Genomic DNA, 18,292 nt, shown 5'->3' with positions numbered 1-18,292 from the left:
GTCTTTTTCACGCGCGTTATCGCTGTTCCAAGGCGTCACAACTCAGGTGGGGCTTCAGGGTCAACCTTTTGGGCATAAAACTTACCATGCTCTGTCTTAACAGTAAGTATACACCCGGATTTGATATAATCTCTCCCCTGGACGACTCACATGCCCGAATTGACTGGGGTTTGAGCTGGCTAGCACCACGCTCGTATTAATCTGGGTTTAATGCTTATATAGTAAGCATTCTAGCATTTTTAATAAAATCCCCCAGCAACACTGTCAACCTGCGGAATGTGGGTTATAAGATTTTTCATCGTCGCTGCCATTACAGTGCTGATGAAGTTAGGTGGGCTTCTAGGAAAATACTTGAATGCCTCTACAGTTTGAGAATTTTGTGACCAGGCTCGTGAGTTAAATGTTGTGTTAGTAACTGGGGAGAAATTTCTCTACAGGTCAGCTCGGCTCAAAACATCTTTGTAGAATTTAACGATAGTTTCTGCCATGAGTTTGGAATGCCAAGATTTTTCGTACACAGCTCTTGCCTTTTTGCCAGCATGCAGTAAATGTTCTCGATTATAGGCAATACATTTGATTGCATTCGCCAATGCTCTGGAATCTCCTTTTTCGACCAGCATGGCCCAATCGCCATCATTGACAAGTTCTGGTATACCGCCCACATTCGTTGCAATGAAGGTGCGACCTGATGCCATAATCTCGAGCAACGAAAGGGGAAGGCCTTCAAGCAAAGACGGCAAAACAAATAAGCTACACTGCTCGATCGCTTCATAGATATCCTCAACATAGCCATGTAAAATCACCGAATTCTCCAGCTCAAAGGCACGAATGAGAGACTCGACTCGGTAACGCTCTTGTCCATCACCGTATAAATGGAGCGTTATCTGAGAGTTTTCAGCCTTGAGCATTGCCATTGCTGCTAATAGGAATTCTAACCCTTTTTCCTCAGACAAACGGCTGATACAACCAATATGGTTAAATGCAGTCTCTGCAATTGGACTCATAAAGGTTTCCCAGGATCTATTCTGGGGAGGTAAAAAGGAGGGAATCACATGTAGAGGCTTGTTTTTGTCACGTAAACGCCAAATGTTACTTGCTGCCTGATAAGACATGGCAATCACACCCTGAACGTTCTGCAACACATATTGTTCATCTTTGCCCATCCACCAAACTGAGGGAGAAGCATTGGTGGTTTCTGTAACTACAATCGGAATGTTGTTATGCGCTGTATCTGTTGTATGTTGCACCCAGGCACAAGCTAAGGACTCCACCGGAATAAAGTGAAGGATGTCCCATGACTGTTGTACTAATAACGCTTGGAGAGTATTGAGTTTTTTGTCTAGGGAACCCTCGACATCTAAAGAAATAAAACGAATGTTTTGCTGTTGTAATTGTGCTGTAAAGCTAGGGTGAATGGTTCCTTCCGCGATCATAACCGTCACCTGGTGTCCCAACAGGTCTAAAGCCAGTGCAGTGGCCATGGTTAGGACCTCCGATCCTCCCATATGCTCGAGCCATTGAGTCACAATTACGATGTTCATGGATTGCCAATATTCATAGGTACACTTCTATGTACCTAGTGTACTAATTAGTTTGCAATGCTAATTGATTAAAGCGTCAGGTCTTCTGACGCCAAATACGTTCCACAGCCGTTCCGGCTACAATGCGCTGAGCATGAAACTTAACCCGCTCAAGATCTTCGGAAGAGACTTGTGAGGAATATAGTTGTAAATTTTGGAGCTTTTCTTCAAGGTGTTGACAGATGTCAATCATTTCTAACTCAGCAGCACCTAAGGTTTGCTGAACCCAGGTTTCAATTGTACTGAGTTCTTCAAACCCCGTATAGGGAACATCTTCATAAAAAATCTTTTCCAGCGAAGAAGTGGCTGACCATAACAAAACAGCTTTCTGCAGAATGATGTGATCGATATGGTTGCCAATTCCCAGAGGAACCCAAAGGCGTGTTACACCAGTTTGCGTGTTTAAAAAGGACTGAATAGCTTGAATACTTGCTTCCGCATCGGGATCCTGACGATAATCAGTTACAGTAAAGATTGTATCCAGGTTAGTATAACCCCGAAGTGTCACATCCTTAAGACCGATGCCCTCATGCTGAAGCCCTAACTTATTCGCGTAGGCGATATCCTCTGCATATCGAATATTGCAAATAACGGCCTCGGAGGATCCTGATTCCACACTATAGGGCGCATAAATGCTCTTTTGAAAAACAGTCACAAGCTTAGGTTCGTGACAATATCCTTTCAGCAGAAGACCACCAATCGAATAAGCAACATCATCAGCGTGGGCTGAGAGAAGTAAGTCCATACACGTATTTGAAGTTTTTCAACTACACTGTGCAAAATTCTAAAGACATCCCTGAGGTAAAGCTGGCTGGCTGCATGGGATGAAGACGCTTGTACACAGATACCAACCTTAGACCGACGTCTAAAGCAATCTTTTCTAGTTCTTCTTGATGGTACAATCGCTGTCGGAGTGTACGATAGACTGTGCGCTCAACTGTCCCATCAGGTGCAATCCATTCAAATATTTGGTTACTTGTCATGATTTGTCTATGGGGATCGTAATCTTCAGCTGAGCGCATGGCAACAGAGCGATTCCCAGAAGGGGTTGATACTTGATGAACAATCCCAAAAAAAAGCATTGGTTTAGCTCCGGCTTGGCTAGCTTTGGCCAGTCGTTCTTGACTGCGACCACGTAAATCTGTCATAAAACGTCCTCCTAGCTTAAGGCTAAGGGCAATATTCTTAAGGGCACTCCGTAAACTAGATTTGTCCAGAAAATGGGTTAGAAAGTCATCGACTGCGATCGCAACATCAACCTTCTTCCCATAGGAAGATGTCACAATATCCAGGGAACTGAGATGTAGATTATCTTGCAGGCTAGAGTGTCCTTCCTGGCTGAAACTTTTTAACTTGTCCTGGAAGAAAGAAATCATCTCTGGCGAGCAATCAACTGCGTGGACCTCATAATTACATTGAGCCAGAGGAATTGCTAAGCGACCTGTCCCACAACCAATATCTAAGATACGATGCTCTCCAGATTTCAGCGCCGACTGATAGTATTCAACCGTATCACCGCTATCAGCATCTCCAGAAGCAGAATCCAGTAATACTGGTTCGTAAAAGAGATGTTCCCAGGGACAGCAATATTTTTCCTGCATTGATTGCATCTCCTAAAGTTGTACTCGGTATTCTGACCAGTTCGGATCGATCATATCCTCTAGGTCCATATAGCGACGGTTGTAGCACCAATTACAATCACCACAGATTGCAATTTCCTGTCCCTGATTGAAGCGTGCCAAGTGCTCTTTCCTCAGTTGAACCATCTCGGGACCATTCCAGAAATCTTCGAAGCTTCCCTCACTCCAATTTGCAAATGTGAACTCTTCCACCCCATTAAGGTGATCACAAAATCCCATGCGTCCTCGACTATTGACATAAAGGTATTGCCAAGGATGAATACACAATTTTCTAACCGCTGGCTCATACACTTGTTCTTCAATCAATGAGGCAGAAAGTTCAATACGAGCCCCTGTTTCCTCAACTAGGGTTTTCAAAGCAGCTGTTTCTGCTTTCACGGTTTGGATATGGTACTTCAGATGATTTGGATCGCCATCACTGGTTTTCAAGGGCTCCAGCTTAAAACGGTCAATCCCAAGGTCGAGACCGATGTGAACAATATTCTTGATATCCAGCAAGTTCATACCACTGGCAGTAATGCAGAAATAAACTTGCTGCTTTGGATCTAACCCCGAAGTTTCTGCTGCTCGGATGATCTGGCGAACATTTGCCAACATTTTTTCTAGTTTTGCTCCTACTCGCAGCTGTTCATAGAGTTCGGGATCCGCTGCATCAATGGAAACACCAACAATCACCCCCGCTTCTCCAAGCTTCTGCCACAGGTGGGGTTTATTTACTGTTGCATTAGTGATCAATTTTTTCTGCAGTGGAAACCGCATAGCATAATCGAGATATGCCTCGAAATTAGGTAGTAGTGTACTTTCACCCCAACCGCGCAAATCGACAAAGCGGGCATGAGGAAAAAGTGCATCTGCAATCTCTTTGAACACCTCTAGCGACAGAACATCACCCGCAACGGCTGATTGTCGACACATGGGACAGAGAAGATTACACCGATCAGTTAATTCAATGTAAAGTCCCTGTGGATAATCGCTACAGTGAGCTGAAACTATTTGTGTTTGAGAATTGTTTTCGATTGTTTTGCTGATGGATAACATAAATTATCTCCTCAAAAAATGATACTAATTAATATGGAAAAGCCTTCTAACAGCCCTACAGTCATGACTTAGGCATCATTTGAATCCTCCAAAAGCGATATCCGGGAGGATGAAAGCAAATTAGAACAAACATAATTGACCTGATCTAATGTCATCGTTGGATACAGAGGAAGGGTTATCACCCTTTGAGAAAACGCCTTACTTTTTTCGACTCCAGAAGCTTCTAAATGTCCAAAAGCAGTAAAATTAGTAATGCAGGGATAATGTAGACTGGTTTGGATGCCTGCAAGCTTCAAGTCTTGAACAACACGTTCACGTGTACGTTGATCGGGTGCGACAATTGGCATTAAATGATAAGCTGAGTCACCAGAGAAATGGCGGAAAGGAATTATCCAATTAGACAATGAATCCAGCTGACTATAATAGGCATTCACGATTTCCTGTCGTCGATGATTATTGCTCTCTAGCTTTTGAAGTTGTGTGCGTCCTAAGGCAGCTCTGATTTCATCAAAACGATAGTTAAAACCATGTAGAACTACATCGTAAGATCGGGCGTGTCCCTTGTGGCGTTCCCAGGTTAGCGTAGTCATTCCGTGGGAGCGCAATAAGCGAACACGCTTGGCCAAATCGTCTTGATCGGTTGTGATGAGCCCTCCTTCTCCTGTCGCCAGGTTTTTATTACTAAAGAACGAGAAACAGGCAATATCTCCCAGTTGTCCCACTCGATGACCGTGAGGAAACCGAGCTTGTGAGTCCAGGTAGCGAGCACCCACTGCATGGCAAGCATCCTCAATCACGGCTAAATCATGGCGTTCACAGAGGGCTCGAAGGTCAGCCATGCGACAGGGATATCCTCCATAGTGCATAACGACAATTGCCTTTGTTTGCTGCGTAATTCGATGTTCAACATCTGTGATATCAAGGGTTGGTTCATCCAGGCTAATGATATCTGCAAAAATGGGGCGAACACCCACTGCAATAGCCGTGTTAGCCGCAGCAACAAAATTAAGCGCAGGTTGAATAACTTCGTCTTCTTTTCCTAATCCCAAAGCCAGGTAAGCGAGTTGCAGGGCAGCGGTACCACTCGAAACGGCGATCGCGTGCTTAACTCCCAAAAACGATGAAAACTCTTCCTCAAAAACTTTGACTTCTGGCCCCATAGACAGCCATTGCCGCTGGAGAACTCGCTGAATAGCCTTTTCTTCTTCTACTCCGTAATCCAAATCGCTGAGGGGAACTTTCCAGTTAGACAAGGTCAAATTCCTCCCGTTTCTCAGCAAATAAATCTTGGGCTTTTGCATAGTCATCGGGCCGACCAATATCTAGCCAAAGGCAATTGGCAGGATAAGCACAGACTTGCTCGCCTTCCTCTATTAGCCGTAAAACTAAGTCTGGGAGATCGAGGTATTTGCCATACTCAATATATTTAAGGACACGGGGCTCATAGGCATAGATCCCCATGCTGACCGGATAAGAGGTCTCTGGCTTTTCGATGTAGTCAATCACTTGATGGTGGTCATTCAGCTTCAAGACACCCAAATCAATCTTGACATTCCGAGTATAGCAGGCGATCGTAAGTGCCGCATTCTTATCTCGATGAAACTGAATAAGATGGTTAAAATTTAAATCAGTGAGTAAATCACCATTCATGACCAAAAATGTTTGGTCAAGATTTGGAATGAAGGATAACGAGCCTGCAGTTCCCGTTGGCTCTTCCTCTTCAACAAAATCCAGGTTTATTTTTTCTACCAAGCTATGTCGATGATCAAAGTAAGCCTTCACCAACTCTGCTAAATGGCCCAATGTTAGGGTAATGTTGGTAATGCCATAGCGAAGCAGACGGCGGATGAGAATTTCTATAATCGGAACATCACCTAGTGGAACTAAAGGTTTAGGAAAATTGACTGTAAAGGGCTTAAGGCGCGTGCCTTTTCCTCCAGCTAAAATGACAGCCTTCATTCCTGCGGTAAGATGGTGATCGGTACTTGAGCCAGACCCTTTCATACTACCTCTCAGACAACATAGTCTTGATTTCGATATTGAGCTTGGTGCTGTTTCATATATTCAGCAACCTGTAATAGTCCTGCTTCCAAAGACACCTGAGGCTGCCATCCTAATCGCTGTTTTGCATTTGAAGCATCACACAAAAGTAGATCAACTTCACTTTGCTTGGGACGTTGCCGTTCAGCCGTACTTATAATCTCAGCATGACTGTTTACGACCTTTAAGCAAGTATGGGCAATTTCTGCCACGCTCACTGCATTACCCTGTCCAAAATGGATAGTTTCTCCCTCGATACCTGATGCTTCTGATGCCAATAAGAAGGCTCTCGCAGTGTCCAATACAAAGGTTAAGTCTCGCTTGGGCGTTAAATTTCCTAAACGAATTGTGTTCGTTCCTGCCATAGCCTGAGACAGCACCGTTGGAATAATAGCCCGCGCTGACTGCCGAGGACCATAGGTGTTAAATGGTCGTAGGGTAACGACAGGCAAGTCATAAGTGCAAAAGAAAGATTCCGCAAGTTTATCAGCTGCAATCTTACTCGCAGCATAAGGAGATTGAGCCTGTAAAGGATGATCCTCCCTCATCGGTGTATAGAGGGCAGTACCGTACACTTCACTAGTTGAAGTAATAATAACCCGACGCACTGTTTTTTGTCGGCAGGCTTGCAAGATATTCAAAGTTCCACCTGTATTGGTTGCAAGATAAGAAGCAGGAGCGTGATAGGAATAGGGAATTCCGATCAATGCTGCCAGATGGAAAACAACCTCGCAATTTGCAACCAGATCTGTCACGAAGTAGGGATCGGTAATATCGCCTAGACAAACCTCTAGATTTTCTCGTAACTGAGGCTGAATGTCTTGAAGATGTCCCCAGCTGCCTTGACTATTGTAACGAACCAAAGCTCTGACTTGATGCCCATTCTGAAGCAACATCTCAACAAGATGGCTAGCAATAAATCCACCTGCACCCGTTACTAAAACTGTCATAGCTACTCTTTAGAAATTAGGTTAATCTAGAGATTAGAAGCTGAAATAGCGTCGATGATTTCATCAGGAGAGTCTGCAAGCAGCGAAGCATGCAAAATATATTTAACTGCATCCAGAAGATCAGACGCTAAATACGAAACTTCTGCAGCATTTGTCCATTCAGGTCGATAGAGATTAGATTGAATTAAACAACTTCCTTTGCAGCCAGCGTTGGCCCCTGCTAAAACGTCACTAATTGAATCTCCAATCATCCAACTTTGTGAAATTGAGAGCCCCATTTCTTGCGCAGCCCGCAGTAGCATGCCTGGCCCAGGTTTGCGGTCAATGTGCTCGATCTGCGTCAGGTCTGAAGTTTGAGGAACATGGGGACAGTAATAAATAGCATCAATGCCAATCCCTTGGTCGTGAAGTAGCATCTCCAGTCTGGCATGAATAGATTCTAAGCCCTTCAGACTTAACATCCCCCTTCCTACAACAGATTGATTCGTGACTACGACGCAAGCAAACCCAGCTTCTCGTAGCAAAGATAGTGCAGAAACAGCAGTGGGCTCTAACTCTACATCCTCAGGATTGCAGAGATGGTGAACATGCTTGATCAATGTGCCATCCCGGTCTAAGAAGATCGCTGGCTTAAGTTTTAACTGAGTTGCCATAAGAAGAATTGACCCTAAACATCAATCTTATCTTCAAATAATCCACAAATCTTCTGGCTAAACATATGTCCTAAAACGAGCTGAACATCTTCGATAACACCATAATTATTAGAGGGAATCGTAAGGTTCAAATCAGCCATTGAAGCAACTTTACCACCACCAAACCCGGTGATCGATATCGTTTTGATACTGAGATCTTGAGCAGTTGCACAGGCTTCTAAAATGTCAGGCGAATTACCTGAGGCCGTTAGCATCAATAAAAGGTCACCCGGATTGCCTGTTTCCTTAACCTGAAAACTAAAGATCTTTCGGAAATCAAAGTCATTGCCAAGTGCAGTAATAATCGATGGAGAGCCTGCCAAATTGAGAACTCGCAGCCGTGATTGATAGGTGCGAAAAGCACTAGTTAAGTCACAGTGATAATGGGATGCATTACTGGCACTGCCACCATTCCCAATGAGCAAAACCTGTGCCTGTCGTAATCCAACATCTGCAATGAGATGGGCGATCGCTTCAACCGTATCAAAATCCAAATTAGCGAGTACATCACTGAGTGTTTTAGCATATTTCCTTGGATTTTCAATTATCTGTCGAGGCCGATATTTGCTCTTTTTTATTGATGTAACAGGACTCATGATTTTAATATTTATTTTACAAGACTGCATTTATATTTCGAGTCAAAAAAATTGGGAAAAATCTTGACGAAACTGGTCTAGTCGGCTCGGGGTACCAATGTCATAAAAACGATGTTTACTCATAAAGGTTTGCATTGTTCCAGCGGATGCGAAATCTGGAAAAATATCTTCTTCTAAGCTAGCTGGAATTTTATTGGGAAAGTTATCTATATGGTTAAGATGTAAGACTAAAGCCCCTGCATCAACATATTCAAGTTTCAGATCGGGTCTATCTTTAATGTATTGCTGGAGAAATCCATCAGGGCTGACTCGAACATTATTGGGAACCGGCAGTTCACCTTGATTTGGATAGATTGTCATGATGGCTGTTTGATCGTACTGCTGAGAATGTTGAAACATCAGCGAGTAGTCACACGGCAGAAAAGAGTCACCGTAGACAACAACAAATACATCATTCAACTTTTCATAGGCATTGGATAAGCAGCCTGCTGTCCCTAATGGCATTGTTTCGACACTATATTCAATCTCAACATTCCACTTATGGCCATTACCAAAGTAATCTTTCACTTGTTCCCAGCGATAGCCAAGTAATAGCAAGATTGACCGAATGCCCTGTCGCTGTAGATACTGAATTTGGTACTCCAAGAAAGGATGTTCTTCAACTGGAGCCATAACCTTTGGCAAAGTATCTGTAAGAGGAGCAAGACGCGTTCCTCTTCCTCCTGCGAGAATAACAGCCTGATCAAACATGATTAGGCCTCCTGCATTGCTTTTGTTGAGACAGAACTGTGTGTTTGAGAAAATACATCAATATCTCTACGGGCTCGCTCTATCGCCGTGAGTATCTCAGCCTCATTAACACAGACTAAAGGTTTTTCATGAGTCATCGCAACCAGACCAATCGACCGCAATAAAACAAAGGGATGTTGTTCTAAACCTGAACTGAGATAGCCATGTTTGTTGTCCTTCCGGATCAGTTGGAGGGTTTTGTCAAAATCGAGGGTCTGTGGAAATTGAATCTTCGGATTAGCACCATGGAGTAGACGGTAGTGTAACCAATACTCCTCTTCACTTAACCATTCTCGATTTAAGGAGATGGCAGAAGCTACTAACATTCCTAATCCAACAGCAATCCCATGGGATAATTCACTGTGCTGGACCTCTAAAGCGTGACCCACCGTATGGCCATACTCCAGGGAAATCCCTATTCCCTTTTCATAAGGATCGATAAGAAGTAGCTTCTGTTTTGCCTTTATCCCGAGCAAAACTAATTGAATCCACGTGGAATCATTAGCTGGCTGCCTAATCAAGGAGACCAGCTTTTCTGTTTGTTCAGCATCAAAAACAAGGCAATTTTTGATTAGTTCATTGATGCCAGCAATAAGTTCTTTTTCAGGCAAAGTCTTCAAGAAATTGACAGAGACAAAACTAGCTTCAGGTAAGTAGTACATGCCAAACAGGTTCTTCCCACGCTGACCATTTACGGCCTGTTTGAGTGATAAAATTGAATCTGACATGGCCAGGAAGGTTGTTGGCATATGAACCATAGAAATGCCTCGGTAAAGCAGGCCTGCAACCATCCCAGCAATATTCCCTGCAAGCCCGCCTCCAAGGGCAATCACGATACTGCGGCGAGTTACCCCCGCTGCAATCGCCTCTTCTAAGAGACGATTAACTTGATCTAAGGTCTTTAATTTCTCAGAGGGTTTGACCAGCGCTTTACGCACTGAAAAATTAGAACAATATCGTGATTCAATGACAGTTCCATACAGTTCCCAAACACGATCATCTGCGATAAAAAATATTTGATCAGGATTCTTTTGTTGGCAAAACTTAATGCACTCATGATGTACATCTTGACCAATCAGGATGGGCATGTTGCGCTCGCCAAAGTTGAAGCAAACTTCAAGAAATTTGCTGCTTTTTAGCTGCTCACTAAAGTTCGGGGAAAGCAAAGTTTTCATAATTTCTAATTTATCCCAGAATAGATTTTGTGAAGTGCCGCTGCAATCATATCCATATCCTCACGGGGTGACAATAAAACAGAGTGGTGTAACAGTAATGTTTTTTCATGTACTTCTTCTGAAGAAGGAAGATGAAAACGTTTTTTGTCAACTAAACTTTTCACTGACTCTGACTGCTGAACCCAAGCTTTTTTCTCAGGAACGTACAGTGGATGACGTGATAGAGGAACATATGGTTGATGTACCCATGTTCCAAGCTCTGCTGAGAGTGCTTCCCCAACCCAGGCAACGGTTTTTCCCCGTAAAAATGTCTCATTTAAGAAAAAAGCAAAATGGTAATAGACTTCCTCATCATCTGGTTCGTGATAAGACGGAATAGAAATACCAGGCAATTGTTGTAAGAGCTGGGCAAGATAAGCTGCATTGCTTCTTCTCTGTTCATTTTGGGCTTTAAGCTTTTTAAGCTGGATCGTTAAGATTGCAAGCTGAATATCAGAAAGACATCGATTACGTCCACTAAGGACGTGGCCAGATTCCAGCAACTCTGTTCGTCCTAAAGTACGACCATCTTCGCCTGCTAAGAAACGTCCATCTGTACGAAAGCGATAAATTCTCTCGGCTAGGTCATCATCATTCGTGACGCAGCATCCTCCCTCCCCTGCAGTCAAAGGCTTACCCTGTTGCATGCTAAATGCTCCAACTTGACCGAGTGTACCCACGCACTTACCTTTCCAGCGTGCGCCATGGGACTGGGCGCAGTCTTCTATAATTGTTAAACCATGCTCTTTAGCAATCTGACATAGTGCCGACATATTGGCAATACGACTGTAGAGATGAACTACCAAAATTGCCTTAGTCTTAGAAGTAATCAGCTGCTTCACTGATTTGGGATCAAGACACATGGTCTTTGGATCAACATCAGCTAACACAGGAATCGCTTGCTGAGCCAGAACAGAATATGGACAAGCCACCCAAGTAAGCCCAGGCACAATGACTTCGTCCATCGGCTTAACATCACAAGCTTCCATCGCTAGCTCTAAAGCTGATGTCCCATGATCAGTTGGAATACAGTACTTAGCGCCCAGAAAGCTGCTAAATGCAGAAGCAAATATCTGTTCTTGTAAAGGTTTACCATTAGAGAATCCGCTGATGGTCCAACGCCCACTGCGTAATACTTTAATAACTTCCGATTCAGTTTCTGCATCGGATTGAGGCCATTTGGGCCACTGCCTTTCGAAGATAGGGGTTCCTCCATCAATGGCTAACCTGCTAATTTGACGAACTATCATATCGAATATCGATAATTGTCATCTGAATTGGAAACTCCACCCAAATAGTATTTAACAGTAGCTTGTTGACTGCAAGCAAACCGAAAATCAATATTTAAGATTTTCTTTAGAATCTTGTCATCTTCTCCTACCTGATTATCCAGCTCTTCTTGAGTGAATTCTGCATTAAAGCCAATACGCAGCAGTGATTTAGTCCTGAACAACCACTCATTCATATCTACCGTTGCTACATTTCGAGGATCGTCTGAAACTCGAGGACCATCATACACAACAGCATCTCCCAAACGGATAACTTCGTTGTCTACACACCATTTATAGAGAAGAGTTGCAGTCTTTGGATCTGCATGCCAGGGATAATAATCCCCTTCAAAAAGAGAACCGTCAGGGTGGAGTAGAATCCTCCAAGAGTAGGCAGCATCTAGTTGCTGCTCTTGAATACAGTGCAACAAACTACTTAGATGATTAGGCAAAAACTCATTATCGTCATCTAGAAAACAGACAAAAGGTTCCTGGATTTTTTCTAGGGCAGACTGACGTAGTTTAGCCATGCGAGGAGAGGAGTGCTCGTGGTAGGGTACATCTTCAATGGCTACCCACCTGACAAGATCTTTGATTGGTTTGAGTACTGGGCTAGTTTTTAACTCATTAACTCGTTCTGAAAAGACATAATGTATTGTAGGTACTTGCTGTAGTCTGACGCTATTGATGCAGCGCTCTAATTCTCTGTCTCGATCTACACAAAATGTAATAACGGCTACAGTTAACATGTAGTACAGCCCTTTTTAGATGCGAATAAAGCGACGTAAGCATAGTTGCCAAGAAGCTAGACCTATCCTAGATCTGTATGCGTTTAAACCCTCTAACTTTAAATATTTCGTTAGATTTCTTGAATTCGCCAATACTGTGACCATTTATGCAACTTTCTCCTGGGGGGGTGATATCATGTCCGGTTAAATACTTATACTAAGCGTCGAAAGCAAGGCAGAGGGCAGAAGGCAGAAGGCAGAAGTAAAAAAGTAAGGTTTCAAGGGTAATGGTTTTTTATAACTAATTATCCGAACATAATATGATATGCAAGCTGAAATCCTTACTGGGTAATAATTTCAGCCCATAAGTTACAAAAAGATACATTCTGTTTTGGGCGCTCCTTTGGACGTAGTTATAATGGTTTGAGCTTCCAGAAAATGAATCGAGAGTTAATTTCCGACTGTATCTTCCCTGAGTTCATTGGCCTCAAAGCCTTATATAGCAAGCTTTTAATGGATAATTTCACCCCCTCAGCTAATCAAGACTTATTGGCTGAACTACCAGGGCAACAGAACATACTATTATCAGCTCAAACCAGGCCAAGGTTATACTCAACAAACCTATGTAACTCATCCTTGGGTAATTACAGATAATCAACACAACTGTCTCGGAGTTTATTACCTTGACGGACAAGCACGTACCGTCAACTATTCCAGCTAGTTTTTGTGCTCAGCTGAGTTAGAGCCCTTTAAACCCTGGATTGATCTAGCTAAGCGCTTTGCGCTCAGCTAGAAAAGCTTTATCTGGAGACAAAAAATTTAAAGCTAACCACCAATGGCGTTATTAGTACACGCCAGGATTAACGCGATCGTCGCCCGCATTATAAACTTCTGAGGTCTTAGTCACGGTAAAATTACCTTTATCAATTTCCTTTTGTAACTTTTTCTTCTGCTTTGCGCTGAGTCCCTTAATGTTCAGAACATCTTCTACTGACTCGTAGGGAGCATTATCAGCAATCTTACGAGCCAAGTTTGGGTAGAATCCGCGATATTTGCGAAACTTACGCAAAGGAGTATTGTTCAGGTCAGTCTTCTTACCAAACTCGGTGGCTAACTTGCGATCAGCCGCATTGCTCCGGGAACGAGCGATTAAAGCGGTAGATGAGGGCAACGTTAAGTTATTTAAAGAAAATGTGTCTGCTGAAGACATAGGGGAAGCGATCGCATTTTGGGGTAAACCTAAGCACCCCAAGCTAAGCACTAAGAGGCATAACACTGCCAGATGAACCAATTTTTTCATCATAAAACTCCTTACTTACACAACACAGCACTAAGAGAAATTAATCTCTGTGGGTTTAGTTTAATTTTTGTTTCTCATCATCTCATAATATCGAAGTCCAGACACAAGACCTAAACTTTTTCGAGAAGACGATTCCCACCCTAGTTCATTGACAAATGTTGCTTTGTAAGCTATGAGCTATGAGCTATCAGCTATCAGCTATGAGCTATCAGCTATCAGCGTGTCGCGTATCAGCTATCAGTTATCAGCTTAAGCGCTACGCCCACGCTACGGGAACAGCTAAAGGCCTTGGCCTATGGCCACGCTTTGCGAATGGCTGACCGCTGACCGCTGACCGCTGACCGCTGACCGCTGACCGCTGACCACTGACCGCTGACCGCTGACCGCTGACCGCTGACCGCTGACCGCTGACCGCTGACCGCTGACCGCTGACCGCTGACCGCTGACCACTGAATAACGAATTCCTAAGCAAATCCTAAAATAGATCTAAAAGCTGAGGGATAAACCTGACTTTTGTGGGACGATAACTATCCTGAGAAGAACAAATAGCAACAGGATTTAGCCATGACTCTACGATTGGGGGATACCGTACCCGACTTTACTCAGAATTCTAGCGAAGGTGAGATTAATTTGTATGAATGGGCAGGAGATAGCTGGGTAGTGCTGTTTTCTCACCCAGCCGACTTCACCCCAGTTTGCACCACCGAGTTAGGTATGGTTGCTAAACTCAAGCCCGAATTTGAGAAGCGCAATGTTAAAGTGCTAGCCTTGAGCGTGGATGATGTTGACTCCCACAAAGGCTGGATTGGAGATATCAACGAAACCCAGACAACAACGGTCAACTACCCGATTTTGGCGGATCCAGATAAAAAGGTGTCTGACCTTTACGATATGATCCACCCCAACGCTGACAATACCCTAACCGTACGCTCTGTTTTCGTCATCGACTCACAGAAGAAATTGCGGTTGGTTTTAACTTACCCTGCTAGCACCGGTCGTAACTTTGACGAAATCCTGCGAGTGATTGACTCCCTACAGTTGACCGATGACTATAAAGTCGCTACTCCTGTTAACTGGAAAGACGGGGATGACTGCGTTATTGTACCATCCATCAAAGATCCAGAAGAGTTGAAGGAACGGTTTCCCAAAGGATATGAGGTAATTAAGCCCTATCTGCGGATGACACCCCAACCTAACAAGTAATATCAAGTCTGGTTGAATACCCATAATAAAAGTGTGGGGAGATGGGGAGATGGGGAGATGGGGAGATGGGGGAGATTTTTATTAAGGGTAATTATCCTGACATGATATAAAATAATTATCAGGTCTGAAGGATGAAGGATTAAGGATTCTTCATCCTTCATTTTTCATTCTTAATTCTTCATTCTTAATTCTTCATTCTTTATAATTTAAACTTGATTGAAATGGATATCAAAGCAGGTTTTGTTAACACAGTTGGAAATACACCACTTATTCGGTTAAACAGCTTTAGCGAAGAGACGGGTTGTGAAATCCTAGGGAAAGCGGAGTTTCTAAATCCAGGAGGTTCTGTAAAAGACCGAGCTGCCCTCTATATTATTAAAGATGCAGAAGAAAAAGGCTTACTCAAGCCTGGGGGTACAGTGGTTGAAGGAACCGCTGGGAATACGGGCATTGGTCTAGCCCATATCTGTAATGCTAAGGGATACAAGTGCCTGATTATTATCCCGGAAACTCAATCCCAAGAAAAAATGGATACCCTCAGAACACTGGGAGCTGAAGTTCGCCCAGTGCCAGCAGTACCCTACAAAAACCCGAATAATTATGTAAAGCTTTCTGGACGCATTGCCCAAGAGATGGATAATGCCATCTGGGCGAATCAGTTTGATAATTTGGCAAACCGACAGGCTCATTATGAAACCACTGGGCCAGAACTGTGGCAGCAAACTGACGGGAAAATTGATGCTTGGGTTTCAGCAACTGGGACAGGTGGTACCTATGCAGGGGTGGCGATGTATTTGAAAGAAAAAAATCCTAACCTTCAATGTGTGGTAGCTGACCCCATGGGTAGTGGTTTATACAGTTATGTCAAGACGGGTGTTATTAAACCGGAAGGTAGCTCTATTACAGAAGGTATCGGTAACAGCCGTATTACTGGGAATATGGAAGGGGCTCCCATTGATGATGCCATTCAAATTGATGACCACGAATGTCTCCGGGTAGTTTACCAGCTGCTGAGCCGGGATGGATTATTTATGGGAGGGTCTGTCGGGATTAATGTCGGAGCTGCTGTTGCTCTGGCTAAACAAATGGGACCTGGTCATACAATTGTGACTGTGCTTTGTGATGGCGGTGGTCGTTATCAGTCACGGCTATTCAATCGGGAATGGTTGGTATCTAAAGGACTTTCTGTGGGTGATTGCACCTCTTGAGGAAAAAGGCTCAAGGGTCAGTAATCTTTGTAAGTATTCAGCCAATGGGAACGGGAAACGGGGAACAGGGAGCAGAAAGAAATCCTTGACACTTGTTACTAATAGACATCTCCAACAAAGAATCTGAAACCCCGATCCTATCTAGGTGAAAACCTAATTTCTGGAGATGTCTAATCTTTAAGCATAACACAAATAAAAACAAATAAAAGTACCCTTTCGAGTACTGTTACATATCTAAGGAAACTTGGTATTGTGGTATTGTAATTGATTTGACACTCCCATCGCTAAATCAAGATTATAGCCAGGGATTCGCAATAGTACAAAACTCTTACTGGCTGAGCCAAACAGCCTCTAAACCCTCCGAGTAAACATCGGGCTTACTTGTTAGTTTTTGGTTTATGTCTGATTCAGAGGCTTTTCAGCTTGCACATAAACCGCTCCTTGATGGAGGGCATTAATCGGTGTCCCCATTGGTCTATTAGACTTCGCGGCAGTTGTCGGGAACAGGGAACAGCGGATCTGGGAACAGTGGAGAAGAATTGACGCAAACACTATCAGAAAAATACTTTTGCAAGAGGTCTATTCTAGCGGAGATCATCGGAAAGAACAACAAATCTGGTCTCTAATTCCCAAGGTGCTGTGTGGGTCACCTACGTCCGCACAATAGGCGCCCCGTCTCCCGCACTTGTCTTTGACTATAAAGGGAGTCCCCAAGGAGATTGAAATGATGGGCGTCGCGGGTTAGCTGACCGATCAAACTCGATCAGTGTCACAAATCAAGACTTAATTCTCATTATTTATTAAGAATAATCATGAGGCTTCTTCAAGAAAAACTGAAGTAATAAGCCTCAACTTGGTATGTTGATTTTTCTAGAGGAAGTACACCAGATGCAAACCCAAGACCTCCTAAAATCCCCTAATCGTCAAAAATTTGATGCAGTAGTTGATTCTAGCTGGAAACAAAAAGAAAACTCTGAGGTATATACATTTATTAAACGCCAACTCAAGTACTTCAATCTTGAACAGGAACTTGATATAGGCCAGATACTTTTTGAAGGCTGTCTTCGTGGTGTTAGCAAAATTGAATCTGGACAAGATATTCAAGACCCCTCAGACTGGCTAAAATCTACCTGCTTCTACATAATCCTAGAGCATATCCGCATCACTTACGTCTACAGCAGTTCTGACTGGCAGCTGACTACAAGCAATTGGGAGCAAGCATCGCCGACCCACGCCATGGGCACTTACAACTAATGTGGCAACTAATGTGGCAACTGATGTGGTAATTCTTTGATGATCATAAGGGCTATAGTCATTAGGGTCACTCTTGGACAAATGTAAGTAGGGGCATACTAAAACACCGCTATGGAAAGATTTTTTATGCCAATTTGGCAACACAGCTCGGTAACCTCATTGTTTCATGGTTATACCCTTGATCAATTTATTTTCCCCTACCTACTTATCAATGTCACAAATCGAGACTTAATCGTCACTAAGTGAGTAATAGTGATCATAAAGTTTCTCAAATACAATTGAAAGTCAGGGGCATTATCTGCTTTTATTTTTACTGAGGAACTACACTATATGCAACCTAGAAAACCTCCAAAGTCCCCTAATCGTAAACAATTTGATGCCGCTGTTAATTCTCTTTTAAACCAAAGAGATAAATCTGGACTTTTTGCATTTATTGAATTCCGACTCAAGCAGTTCAACCTTGAACACAAATTTGATATCTTTGACATCTTTATCGAAAGCTATATTCGCGGAGTTAGCAAAATTGAATCTGGACAAGATATTGAAAATCCATCAGCTTGGCTAAGAACAACCTGCTTAAATGTGATTAGAGAGCATTTTGCCAAGAAAGGAAAGCATTGGAAAAAAGAACGTGAGTTTAGCTCTATAGAATACCAGATTAGCTCCAATGATGGTTCCGATTATTTATCGGATGAATATGTCAAGGAAATACTGTCAGATATTAGACAACTAGTAAGTCCTCTAGATTTTGATATTTTTGTGTTACGAGTGATGGAGGAATTGTCCTGGATT

The 18,292-nt window shown here is 43.1% G+C and carries 20 protein-coding genes and 2 pseudogenes; 5 read left to right on the top strand and 17 right to left on the bottom strand.

Annotated elements, in window-relative coordinates; genetic code table 11:
• Nucleotides 1-431: 431 nt before the first annotated feature.
• From F6K53_RS32420 to F6K53_RS32360, 13 genes are all read right to left on the bottom strand, one after another.
• Entirely contained in the window at nucleotides 432-1,505 is a 1,074-nt protein-coding gene (locus F6K53_RS32420) for a glycosyltransferase family 4 protein (RefSeq protein ID WP_293019857.1), read from the bottom strand.
• A 112-nt stretch (nucleotides 1,506-1,617) separates the two neighbouring features.
• Nucleotides 1,618-2,325: a PIG-L family deacetylase gene (locus F6K53_RS32415; RefSeq protein WP_293019858.1), complete on the bottom strand. Its 708-nt coding sequence runs from the start codon at nucleotides 2,323-2,325 to the stop codon at nucleotides 1,618-1,620.
• 22 nt (nucleotides 2,326-2,347) lie between these two features.
• Nucleotides 2,348-3,181, bottom strand: a complete 834-nt coding sequence (locus tag F6K53_RS32410) for a class I SAM-dependent methyltransferase (protein ID WP_293019859.1) — start codon at nucleotides 3,179-3,181, stop codon at nucleotides 2,348-2,350.
• A gap of 12 nt (nucleotides 3,182-3,193) precedes the next feature.
• Nucleotides 3,194-4,258, bottom strand: coding sequence for a radical SAM protein (locus F6K53_RS32405; protein ID WP_293019860.1), 1,065 nt, complete (start codon nucleotides 4,256-4,258; stop codon nucleotides 3,194-3,196).
• Between the two features lie 68 nt (nucleotides 4,259-4,326).
• Nucleotides 4,327-5,511 carry a DegT/DnrJ/EryC1/StrS family aminotransferase gene (locus F6K53_RS32400; RefSeq protein WP_293019861.1) on the bottom strand — a complete coding sequence of 395 codons (1,185 nt, stop codon included), beginning with the start codon at nucleotides 5,509-5,511 and terminating at the stop codon, nucleotides 4,327-4,329.
• Nucleotides 5,504-6,217 (bottom strand): sugar phosphate nucleotidyltransferase, encoded by a 714-nt coding sequence (locus F6K53_RS32395; RefSeq protein WP_293019862.1) that lies wholly within the window; start codon nucleotides 6,215-6,217, stop codon nucleotides 5,504-5,506. Before F6K53_RS32395 ends, F6K53_RS32400 begins: the two co-directional genes overlap by 8 nt.
• A gap of 53 nt (nucleotides 6,218-6,270) precedes the next feature.
• The gene (locus F6K53_RS32390; RefSeq protein WP_293019863.1) at nucleotides 6,271-7,248 is read right to left on the bottom strand and encodes a GDP-mannose 4,6-dehydratase; all 978 of its coding nucleotides are present in this window, start codon (nucleotides 7,246-7,248) and stop codon (nucleotides 6,271-6,273) included.
• 26 nt (nucleotides 7,249-7,274) lie between these two features.
• Nucleotides 7,275-7,901, bottom strand: a complete 627-nt coding sequence (locus tag F6K53_RS32385; protein ID WP_293019864.1) for an HAD family hydrolase — start codon at nucleotides 7,899-7,901, stop codon at nucleotides 7,275-7,277.
• Nucleotides 7,902-7,915: 14 nt separating this feature from the next.
• Nucleotides 7,916-8,536, bottom strand: coding sequence for an SIS domain-containing protein (locus F6K53_RS32380; protein ID WP_293019865.1), 621 nt, complete (start codon nucleotides 8,534-8,536; stop codon nucleotides 7,916-7,918).
• Between the two features lie 42 nt (nucleotides 8,537-8,578).
• Nucleotides 8,579-9,286, bottom strand: a complete 708-nt coding sequence (locus F6K53_RS32375; protein WP_293019866.1) for a sugar phosphate nucleotidyltransferase — start codon at nucleotides 9,284-9,286, stop codon at nucleotides 8,579-8,581.
• Nucleotides 9,287-9,288: 2 nt separating this feature from the next.
• Complete coding sequence (locus F6K53_RS32370; RefSeq protein ID WP_293019867.1) at nucleotides 9,289-10,500, bottom strand: iron-containing alcohol dehydrogenase; 1,212 nt, start codon at nucleotides 10,498-10,500, stop codon at nucleotides 9,289-9,291.
• A gap of 5 nt (nucleotides 10,501-10,505) precedes the next feature.
• Nucleotides 10,506-11,789 (bottom strand): DegT/DnrJ/EryC1/StrS family aminotransferase, encoded by a 1,284-nt coding sequence (locus F6K53_RS32365; RefSeq protein WP_293071664.1) that lies wholly within the window; start codon nucleotides 11,787-11,789, stop codon nucleotides 10,506-10,508.
• Nucleotides 11,786-12,556, bottom strand: coding sequence for a glycosyltransferase family A protein (locus F6K53_RS32360; protein ID WP_293071665.1), 771 nt, complete (start codon nucleotides 12,554-12,556; stop codon nucleotides 11,786-11,788). The genes F6K53_RS32365 and F6K53_RS32360 overlap by 4 nt, the downstream gene beginning before the upstream one ends.
• 496 nt (nucleotides 12,557-13,052) lie before the next feature.
• Between F6K53_RS32360 and F6K53_RS46095 the strand changes: the two genes are divergently transcribed.
• Complete coding sequence (locus F6K53_RS46095; RefSeq protein ID WP_366511379.1) at nucleotides 13,053-13,256, top strand: hypothetical protein; 204 nt, start codon at nucleotides 13,053-13,055, stop codon at nucleotides 13,254-13,256.
• A gap of 123 nt (nucleotides 13,257-13,379) precedes the next feature.
• Here the strand turns inward: F6K53_RS46095 and psbU are convergent, their stop codons facing one another.
• The 3 genes and pseudogenes from psbU to F6K53_RS46085 form a co-directional block, all read right to left on the bottom strand.
• On the bottom strand, nucleotides 13,380-13,835 hold the full coding sequence (gene psbU / locus F6K53_RS32355; RefSeq protein WP_293020029.1) for a photosystem II complex extrinsic protein PsbU: 456 nt from the start codon (nucleotides 13,833-13,835) through the stop codon (nucleotides 13,380-13,382).
• A gap of 256 nt (nucleotides 13,836-14,091) precedes the next feature.
• A pseudogene (locus tag F6K53_RS46090) lies at nucleotides 14,092-14,229 on the bottom strand (hypothetical protein); the annotation flags it as partial.
• Nucleotides 14,196-14,285 (bottom strand): annotated as a pseudogene (locus F6K53_RS46085) (hypothetical protein); the annotation flags it as partial. The pseudogenes F6K53_RS46085 and F6K53_RS46090, both read right to left, overlap by 34 nt.
• A gap of 114 nt (nucleotides 14,286-14,399) precedes the next feature.
• Here F6K53_RS46085 and F6K53_RS32345 point away from each other — a divergent pair.
• On the top strand, nucleotides 14,400-15,038 hold the full coding sequence (locus tag F6K53_RS32345) for a peroxiredoxin (RefSeq protein WP_070396150.1): 639 nt from the start codon (nucleotides 14,400-14,402) through the stop codon (nucleotides 15,036-15,038).
• A 221-nt stretch (nucleotides 15,039-15,259) separates the two neighbouring features.
• Nucleotides 15,260-16,246 (top strand): cysteine synthase A, encoded by a 987-nt coding sequence (locus F6K53_RS32340; RefSeq protein ID WP_293070437.1) that lies wholly within the window; start codon nucleotides 15,260-15,262, stop codon nucleotides 16,244-16,246.
• A gap of 396 nt (nucleotides 16,247-16,642) precedes the next feature.
• On the opposite strand, the gene F6K53_RS32335 is transcribed toward F6K53_RS32340, so the two are convergent.
• Nucleotides 16,643-16,798, bottom strand: a complete 156-nt coding sequence (locus F6K53_RS32335; RefSeq protein ID WP_293070439.1) for a hypothetical protein — start codon at nucleotides 16,796-16,798, stop codon at nucleotides 16,643-16,645.
• Between the two features lie 306 nt (nucleotides 16,799-17,104).
• On the opposite strand from F6K53_RS32335, the gene F6K53_RS32330 reads away from it, so the two are divergent.
• Complete coding sequence (locus F6K53_RS32330) at nucleotides 17,105-17,500, top strand: hypothetical protein (RefSeq protein WP_293043361.1); 396 nt, start codon at nucleotides 17,105-17,107, stop codon at nucleotides 17,498-17,500.
• 330 nt (nucleotides 17,501-17,830) lie between these two features.
• A partial coding sequence (locus F6K53_RS32325) for a hypothetical protein (protein WP_293083514.1) occupies nucleotides 17,831-18,292 on the top strand: 462 nt, incomplete at its 3' end.

The organism is Moorena sp. SIO4A1 (assembly GCF_010672065.1).
Taxonomy (GTDB): Bacteria; Cyanobacteriota; Cyanobacteriia; order Cyanobacteriales; family Coleofasciculaceae; genus Moorena.
Note: the sequence above shows the minus strand (reverse complement) of the source record. Positions and strands in the feature narration are given on the sequence as shown.

Coding starts and splice junctions, on each gene's coding strand:
- F6K53_RS32420 (WP_293019857.1), bottom strand. CDS start 1,505: ATGGGAGGATCGGAGGTCCTAACCATGGCCACTGCACTGGCTTTAGAC.
- F6K53_RS32415 (WP_293019858.1), bottom strand. CDS start 2,325: ATGGACTTACTTCTCTCAGCCCACGCTGATGATGTTGCTTATTCGATT.
- F6K53_RS32410 (WP_293019859.1), bottom strand. CDS start 3,181: ATGCAGGAAAAATATTGCTGTCCCTGGGAACATCTCTTTTACGAACCA.
- F6K53_RS32405 (WP_293019860.1), bottom strand. CDS start 4,258: ATGTTATCCATCAGCAAAACAATCGAAAACAATTCTCAAACACAAATA.
- F6K53_RS32395 (WP_293019862.1), bottom strand. CDS start 6,217: ATGAAGGCTGTCATTTTAGCTGGAGGAAAAGGCACGCGCCTTAAGCCC.
- F6K53_RS32390 (WP_293019863.1), bottom strand. CDS start 7,248: ATGACAGTTTTAGTAACGGGTGCAGGTGGATTTATTGCTAGCCATCTT.
- F6K53_RS32385 (WP_293019864.1), bottom strand. CDS start 7,901: ATGGCAACTCAGTTAAAACTTAAGCCAGCGATCTTCTTAGACCGGGAT.
- F6K53_RS32380 (WP_293019865.1), bottom strand. CDS start 8,536: ATGAGTCCTGTTACATCAATAAAAAAGAGCAAATATCGGCCTCGACAG.
- F6K53_RS32375 (WP_293019866.1), bottom strand. CDS start 9,286: ATGTTTGATCAGGCTGTTATTCTCGCAGGAGGAAGAGGAACGCGTCTT.
- F6K53_RS32370 (WP_293019867.1), bottom strand. CDS start 10,500: ATGAAAACTTTGCTTTCCCCGAACTTTAGTGAGCAGCTAAAAAGCAGC.
- F6K53_RS32365 (WP_293071664.1), bottom strand. CDS start 11,789: ATGATAGTTCGTCAAATTAGCAGGTTAGCCATTGATGGAGGAACCCCT.
- F6K53_RS32360 (WP_293071665.1), bottom strand. CDS start 12,556: ATGTTAACTGTAGCCGTTATTACATTTTGTGTAGATCGAGACAGAGAA.
- psbU (WP_293020029.1), bottom strand. CDS start 13,835: ATGAAAAAATTGGTTCATCTGGCAGTGTTATGCCTCTTAGTGCTTAGC.
- F6K53_RS32345 (WP_070396150.1), top strand. CDS start 14,400: ATGACTCTACGATTGGGGGATACCGTACCCGACTTTACTCAGAATTCT.
- F6K53_RS32340 (WP_293070437.1), top strand. CDS start 15,260: ATGGATATCAAAGCAGGTTTTGTTAACACAGTTGGAAATACACCACTT.
- F6K53_RS32330 (WP_293043361.1), top strand. CDS start 17,105: ATGTTGATTTTTCTAGAGGAAGTACACCAGATGCAAACCCAAGACCTC.